The organism is Dietzia sp. CQ4, assembly GCF_014145125.1.
Lineage (GTDB): Bacteria > Actinomycetota > Actinomycetes > Mycobacteriales > Mycobacteriaceae > Dietzia > Dietzia natronolimnaea.
On record NZ_JAALDZ010000188.1, the window covers coordinates 1 to 6445 of the forward strand.

Here is a 6445-nt window from a genome sequence, read left to right on the forward strand (position 1 = left end):
GGCGGCACCGAGCCGGACCCGGACCTGGCCGGCGGTGTCGCGCGGCTCGATGCGCTCGGGTCGGGGCGTCCGATGGTCGTGAGCGCCACGTTGGCCCCGGCGCCGGTCACCGGCCGGGACCTGCCCGGCGAGGGCGAGTACCTCCTGGGTCCGGCGGTGTTGCGCAGCGTGATCGACACCCGCGTGCGCGAGGCGGTCCACCGGCTCGACCACGGACGGGACGGCATCGACGCGGCGCTCGACGCCGAGGACGGCCACGGTTACGCCCATTCCCACGTGGCGGCCGACGGCAGCGTCTACACCCACTCGCACTAGCCCCCACTCCACCAGTCCACCACCACACCGACCCCGAGGAGCGCGATGTCCGGATCCGGGAAGTACCAGTACGGCGACGGCGACATCACGCTGGGCGCCGGGCGCGCGACCGTCGAACTCGCGGTGACCAACACCGGCGACCGCGCCGTCCAGGTGGGCTCGCACTACCACTTCTTCGAGGCCAACCGCGAGCTCCGGTTCGACCGGCCCGCCGCCTACGGGCGCCACCTGGCGATCGGCGCGGGACTGGCGGTGCGGTTCGAACCCGGTCAGACCCGCACGGTGCGACTGGTGGACTACGCCGGCGAGCGCGTCTGCCACGGCTTCTCCGGGCTGGTCGACGGCCCCCTCGACGATCCGGCCGTGCGTGAGCGCGCGCTGGGGCGCATGCGCGACGGCGGGTTCCTCTGCGACAGCGCGGACGTGGCCGATGACGACGACAACGAGGCCCGGCCGCCCACGGACGGTGTGCCCGTCGCCGAGGGCCCGCCGACCGTGCTCCCGCGCGCGACCTACACCGACATCTACGGACCCACGGTCGGGGACCGACTGACGTTGGCGGACACGGTGTTGACCGTCGAGATCACTACTGATCACAACGCCGTCACCACCGACGGGACGTCCGGCTACGGCGAGGAGGCCGTCTACGGCGGCGGCAAGGCGATCCGGGACGGCATGGCGCAGGACCCGGCCGGCACGCGGGCCTCGGGCGCGCTCGACCTGGTGATCACCGGGGCCACGATCCTCGACGCCGTGATCGGGGTGGTCAAGGGCGACATCGGGGTGCGCGACGGCCGGATCGTGGCCGTGGGCAAGGCCGGGAACCCGCACCTGCAGGACGGAGTGCACCCCGACCTGGTGATCGGGCCCGGCACGGAGGTGGTGGCGGGCGAGCACAAGATCGTCACCGCCGGGGGAGTGGACACCCACATCCACTTCATCGCCCCACAGCAGGTGGACGAGGCCCTGTCCAACGGGGTGACCACCATGTTCGGCGGAGGGACCGGCCCGTCCGAGGGCACCAAGGGGACCACGTGCACGCCGGGCGCCTGGAACATCGGCCGGATGCTGCAGGCCGCCGACGGGCTGCCGGTGAACATCGGGATCCTGGGCAAGGGCAACACCTCCCAGCCCGAGTCGGCGGTCGAGCAGATCGTGGCCGGGGCGGCCGGGCTGAAGATCCACGAGGACTGGGGGACCACCCCGGCGGCCATCCGCTGCGTGCAGGAGGTCGCCGACCGGTACGACGTGCAGGTCGCGATCCACACCGACACCCTCAACGAGTCGGGCTTCTACGAGGACACCCGCGCGGCGTTCGGCGACTCGACCATCCACACCTTCCACTCCGAGGGCGCCGGCGGCGGCCACGCTCCCGACATCCTGCGGGTGTGCGGCGAGCCCAACGTGCTGCCCGCCTCCACCAACCCGACGCTGCCGTACACGGTCAACTCGGTCGACGAGCTGCTCGACATGGTGATGGTCTGCCACCACCTGTCGCATGACATCCCCGAGGACGTGAGCTTCGCCGATTCCCGCGTGCGGGCCGAGACCATCGCCGCCGAGACCGTGCTGCACGACGAGGGCATCATCTCGATCTTCTCGTCCGACTCGCAGGCCATGGGACGGATCGGGGAGTCGTGGCAGCGGGCGTTCCAGACCGCCCACCACTGTCGTGTCGAGCGCGGGCCGCTGCCCGAAGACGTGGTCGCGTCCCCCGACGGTCAGGGCGGGGCGCGCAACGACAACGAGCGGGTCCTGCGCTACGTCGCCAAGATGACCATCAACCCCGCCATCGCCGCGGGAATCGCCGATCACCTGGGCTCGATCGAACCCGGGAAGCTCGCGGACCTGGTGGTGTGGCCGGTCGACTCGTTCGCCGCCAAGCCGTCGCTGGTGATCAAGGGGGGAATGATCGTGTGGGCGCCGATGGGTGACCCCAACGCGTCCCTGCCCACCCCGCAGCCCGTGATCTACCGCCCGATGTTCGGCGCGTACGGCGGGGCCATGCAGTCCACTCGCGTGACGTTCCTGTCCGCGGCCGCGATCGAGGCCGGCGTGCCCGAGCAACTGGGCCTGACCTCACCGTGCCTGCCCGTGCGCGGCTGCCGCGGGATCGGCAAGAAGGACATGGTCCGCAACGACCGCTGCCCGGTCATCGAGGTGGACCCCGAGACGTACGTGGTGACCGTCGACGGCGAGCCCGCCACCATCGCCCCGGCCACCACGCTGCCGCTGGCCCAGCTGCACTACCTGGCATGAGCGGCACCGATCTGTCGCGGCTGCTGCTCGCGTTGCAGTTCACCGACTCGTCCTTCCCATCCGGGATGTACACCCTGTCCCACGGGCTCGAGGGGCTGGCCCAGCGCGGGGAGGTCGACGCCCGGCGCCTACCGGAGGTGCTGCACTCGATGCTGCGCCACGCCATCGGACCGGCGGACTCGGTCGCGCTCGCCCTCGCGTGGGCGGCCACGAGCGAGTACGGGGGCCGTGACACGGACGCACTGCTGGACGCGGTGACCCGCATCGACCGGCGACTGCACGCCACCCGGCTGACGCGGGAACTGCGCGACGGCGCGACCCGCACGGGGAAGCAGGTCCTGGACCTGGCGGCCGAGCTGCTCGACGACCCGGTGGTCAGCGCCTGGAACGCGCACGTCAGAGCCCGCCGGTCGCCGGGGTCCCAGTCCGTGGTGATGGGAGTGGTCTACGCGCGCGGGGGGCTGGACCAGCGCGACGCCGTGGCCGCCGACCTCACCGCCGTGGTGATCAGCCTGGCCGGCGCCGCGCTGCGCCTGCGGTTGGCCGACCACCGCAGCGCCCAGGCGCTGGTCCTCGGTGCGGCCCCCGTGGTCGAGGAGGTCGCCGACGCCGCCGTCGGCACGGTGTTGGAGGATCTGGGCGGGTTCGCCCCGGTGCTGGACCTGGCCAGTTGCCACCACGAGAACTCCGACGCCCGGCTCTTCGCGAGCTGACGCACACCCACACGCACGCCACCCACACGCACGCCATGACGGAAGGGACGCACATGACCGAGGGACAGAACGTGTTGCGCATAGGGATCGGCGGGCCCGTGGGCTCGGGCAAGACCGCGCTCATCGAGGCGTTGGTGCCCCTGCTCATCGAGCGCGGGCGGGCCCCCGCGGTGATCACCAACGACATCTACACCCAGGAGGACGCCGAGCACGTCCGCCGCACGCTGGCCGGCGTCCTCGATCCCGCCAAGGTGGTGGGTGTGGAGACCGGGTCGTGCCCCCACACCGCCGTCCGCGACGACCCCACCATGAACCTGGCCGTGGGCGCCGAGATGCTCGAGGCCCACCCGGACGTCGACACCCTGATATTCGAGTCCGGCGGGGACAACCTCACCCTGACGTTCTCGCCCGCTCTGGTGGACCTGTTCCTCTTCGTCCTGGACACCGCCGAGGGCGAGAAGATGCCGCGCAAGCGGGGGCCCGGCATCACCGAGTGCGACCTGCTGGTGATCAACAAGATCGACATCGCCCAGTACGTCCGCTGCGACCTGGGGGTGATGAGCTCGGACGCCGACCGCGTGCGCTCCGGCAAGCCGGTCGTGCTGACCGACTGCCTCAGCGGCACCGGGGTCGACGAGGTGCTGGACTACTTCGAGTCGCGTCGCGCGGACCTGCTGCCGAGCGCGTGACCGCACCCGTGTCCCGGGCCGACAGGCTGGCCCGCGCGGCCGACCCCGGCCACGTCTCGGCGGTCGTGGCGGCCGGTCCGGCGCATTCGGCCGGGTCACTGCCCGTGGGATCGCCGGGCAAGGTCGGCGTCCTGGACCTCGACTACCGGGTCGACGCCGACGGGCGCACAGTGCTGGCCGACCGCTACCAGAAGTCTCCTCTACAGGTGATGCGCCCGCTGTACGTCGACCCGCTGCTGCCCCACGTGCCGGTCACCTATCTCATGTCGACGGGCGGGGGCGTGGTGGGCGGCGACCGGCTGGACATCGACGTGCGGATGGCCGACCGGTCCCATTCGGTGATCACCACCCAGGCCGCCACGCGTATCCACCGCATGGACGCCGGCTTCGCCACGCAGAACGTCACGCTGACGCTGGGGGCCGGCGCGGTGTGCGAGTGGGTTCCCGACCCCCTCATCCCGTACGCCGGGAGCCGGTTCCAGCAGCGGCTGCGGGCGACGGTCCCCGAGGACGCGGTGCTGGTGGTCTCCGACGTCCTCACCGCCGGCCGGGTGGCGCGCGGCGAGCGGTGGGCGGTGGACGCGCTGGTCTCCCAGGTGGAGATCACCCGTCCCGACGGCACCCCGATGGTGGTGGACACCACGCGGATCGTGGGTGGAAGGGGTGCCGGGGTCGGCGCCGGACAGACCGGGCCCGACGACGACATGGTCACCGGCGGGTCCGATGCCATCGGCACGCTGTTCGTCCTGGCGCCGGGCCCGGCGGCGGACCTGGCGGCGGCGATGCGGGCGGCCATCGGTTCGGGCGTGGGGGTGCGCCGGGGTGAGGTGAGCCGGGGTGAGGTGAGCTGTGGGATGAGCACCCTGCCCGAGGGGTGCGGGGCGTGGTCCCGGGTGGTGGGCGGCAGCCCGGAGGCGGTGGAGGCCGCAGTGCGCGCGGTGTGGTCCGCCGCGCGTGAGCACGTGCTGGGGGCGCCGGCACCGGATCTGCGCAAGGGCTGAGAAACCCAGGGTTCACTGCAGGTGGATCGAGGCAACACAGACGAAACACTGTGGAACCGTGCGGCTCACATGAAACTCATAACTTTGCGTTCATCGAGCGTCGATCCCCGAGAAGCGGGGGCCACCGACCGCCCGCCCACGGCAAGGATGAACCCGCGTGAAATCCATCTCCAGACGCACTGCTGCCGCCGCCGCCCTCGTGGTTCTGGGGGCCGGCGCCCTCACCGCCTGCGGCAACCGCACCTCGGACACCGCCGCGGCCTCCGCGGAATCGTGCGTGGACACCTCCGGCGACACCATCAAGATCGGGTCGCTGCACTCGCTCTCGGGAACCATGGCGATCTCCGAGCGGACCGTGCGTGACTCCGTCGAGCTCGCCGTGGAGCAGATCAACGCCGACGGCGGAGTGATGGGCAAGCAGATCGAGACCGTGGTCGAGGACGGGGCCTCCGACCCGGCCGTGTTCGCGGAGAAGGCGCAGAAGCTCATCACCAGCGACTGCGTGGCCGCGATCTTCGGGGGATGGACCTCCTCCTCCCGCAAGGCCATGCTGCCGGTGGTCGAGGACAACAACGCGCTGCTCTACTACCCCGTCCAGTACGAGGGGCTCGAGGCGTCGGAGAACATCTTCTACACCGGCGCCACCACCAACCAGCAGATCGTCCCGGGGCTGGAGTACCTCAAGGAGCAGGGCGTCGAGTCGATGTACCTCGTCGGTTCGGACTACGTCTTCCCGCAGACCGCCAACCGCGTGATCAAGGCGTGGGCGGAGGCCAACGACGTGGAGATCCTCGGTGAGGACTACACGCCGCTCGGGTCCACCGACTTCTCCACCATCGTCAACAAGGTGCGCACCGCCGACCCGGACGCCGTGTTCAACACCCTCAACGGCGACTCCAACGTGGCCTTCTTCCGCGAGTACACCAACGCCGGCCTCACCGCGGAGGACACCCCGGTGGTGAGCGTGTCGATCGCCGAGGAGGAGGTCCAGGGCATCGGTGCGGACAACATCGAGGGCCAGCTCACGTCGTGGAACTACTACCAGACCATCGAGAGCCCGGAGAACACGTCGTTCGTCGAGGCGTTCAAGGCCAAGTACGGCGAGAGCCGGGTCACCTCCGACCCGATGGAGGCCGCGTACACCTCACTGTTCCTGTGGAAGAACACGGTCGAGAAGGCGGGCAGCTTCGACGTCGCCGAGATCCAGGAGAACGCGGGCGGGGTCAGCTTCGACGCCCCGGAGGGCACCGTGACGATCAACGGGGACAACAACCACATCTCCAAGACCGCACTCGTCGGGGAGATCCGCCCCGACGGCCTGATCTACGAGGTGTGGAGCTCGGGCGAGCCCATCGAGCCGGACCCCTTCCTCGAGGGCTACGAGTGGGCCGGCGACCTGTCCGGTAACTGACCCAGTCCGAGTCCACCGCCCCCCGCGGCGGTCCCGGTCACCGGGGCCGCCGCGGGC

At 71.1% G+C, this 6445-nt stretch carries 5 protein-coding genes and 1 pseudogene; all 6 read left to right on the plus strand.

What is annotated here, in order from left to right; genetic code table 11:
- Window positions 1-315 (plus strand): annotated as a pseudogene (locus G6031_RS11380) (hypothetical protein); the annotation flags it as partial.
- A gap of 45 nt (window positions 316-360) precedes the next feature.
- The gene (gene ureC, locus G6031_RS11385) at window positions 361-2574 is read left to right on the plus strand and encodes an urease subunit alpha (protein WP_182653321.1); all 2214 of its coding nucleotides are present in this window, start codon (window positions 361-363) and stop codon (window positions 2572-2574) included.
- Complete coding sequence (locus G6031_RS11390) at window positions 2571-3287, plus strand: urease accessory UreF family protein (protein WP_182653322.1); 717 nt, start codon at window positions 2571-2573, stop codon at window positions 3285-3287. Before ureC ends, G6031_RS11390 begins: the two co-directional genes overlap by 4 nt.
- A 53-nt stretch (window positions 3288-3340) precedes the next feature.
- Window positions 3341-3976, plus strand: a complete 636-nt coding sequence (gene ureG / locus G6031_RS11395; protein WP_182653323.1) for an urease accessory protein UreG — start codon at window positions 3341-3343, stop codon at window positions 3974-3976.
- Window positions 3973-4977 carry an urease accessory protein UreD gene (locus G6031_RS11400; RefSeq protein ID WP_182653324.1) on the plus strand — a complete coding sequence of 335 codons (1005 nt, stop codon included), beginning with the start codon at window positions 3973-3975 and terminating at the stop codon, window positions 4975-4977. Before ureG ends, G6031_RS11400 begins: the two co-directional genes overlap by 4 nt.
- A 157-nt stretch (window positions 4978-5134) precedes the next feature.
- A complete protein-coding gene (gene urtA, locus G6031_RS11405; protein WP_182653325.1) occupies window positions 5135-6388 on the plus strand; it encodes an urea ABC transporter substrate-binding protein in 1254 nt (417 codons plus the stop codon).
- Window positions 6389-6445: the final 57 nt, after the last annotated feature.

Coding starts and splice junctions, on each gene's coding strand:
- ureG (WP_182653323.1), top strand. CDS start 3,341: ATGACCGAGGGACAGAACGTGTTGCGCATAGGGATCGGCGGGCCCGTG.
- G6031_RS11390 (WP_182653322.1), top strand. CDS start 2,571: ATGAGCGGCACCGATCTGTCGCGGCTGCTGCTCGCGTTGCAGTTCACC.
- ureC (WP_182653321.1), top strand. CDS start 361: ATGTCCGGATCCGGGAAGTACCAGTACGGCGACGGCGACATCACGCTG.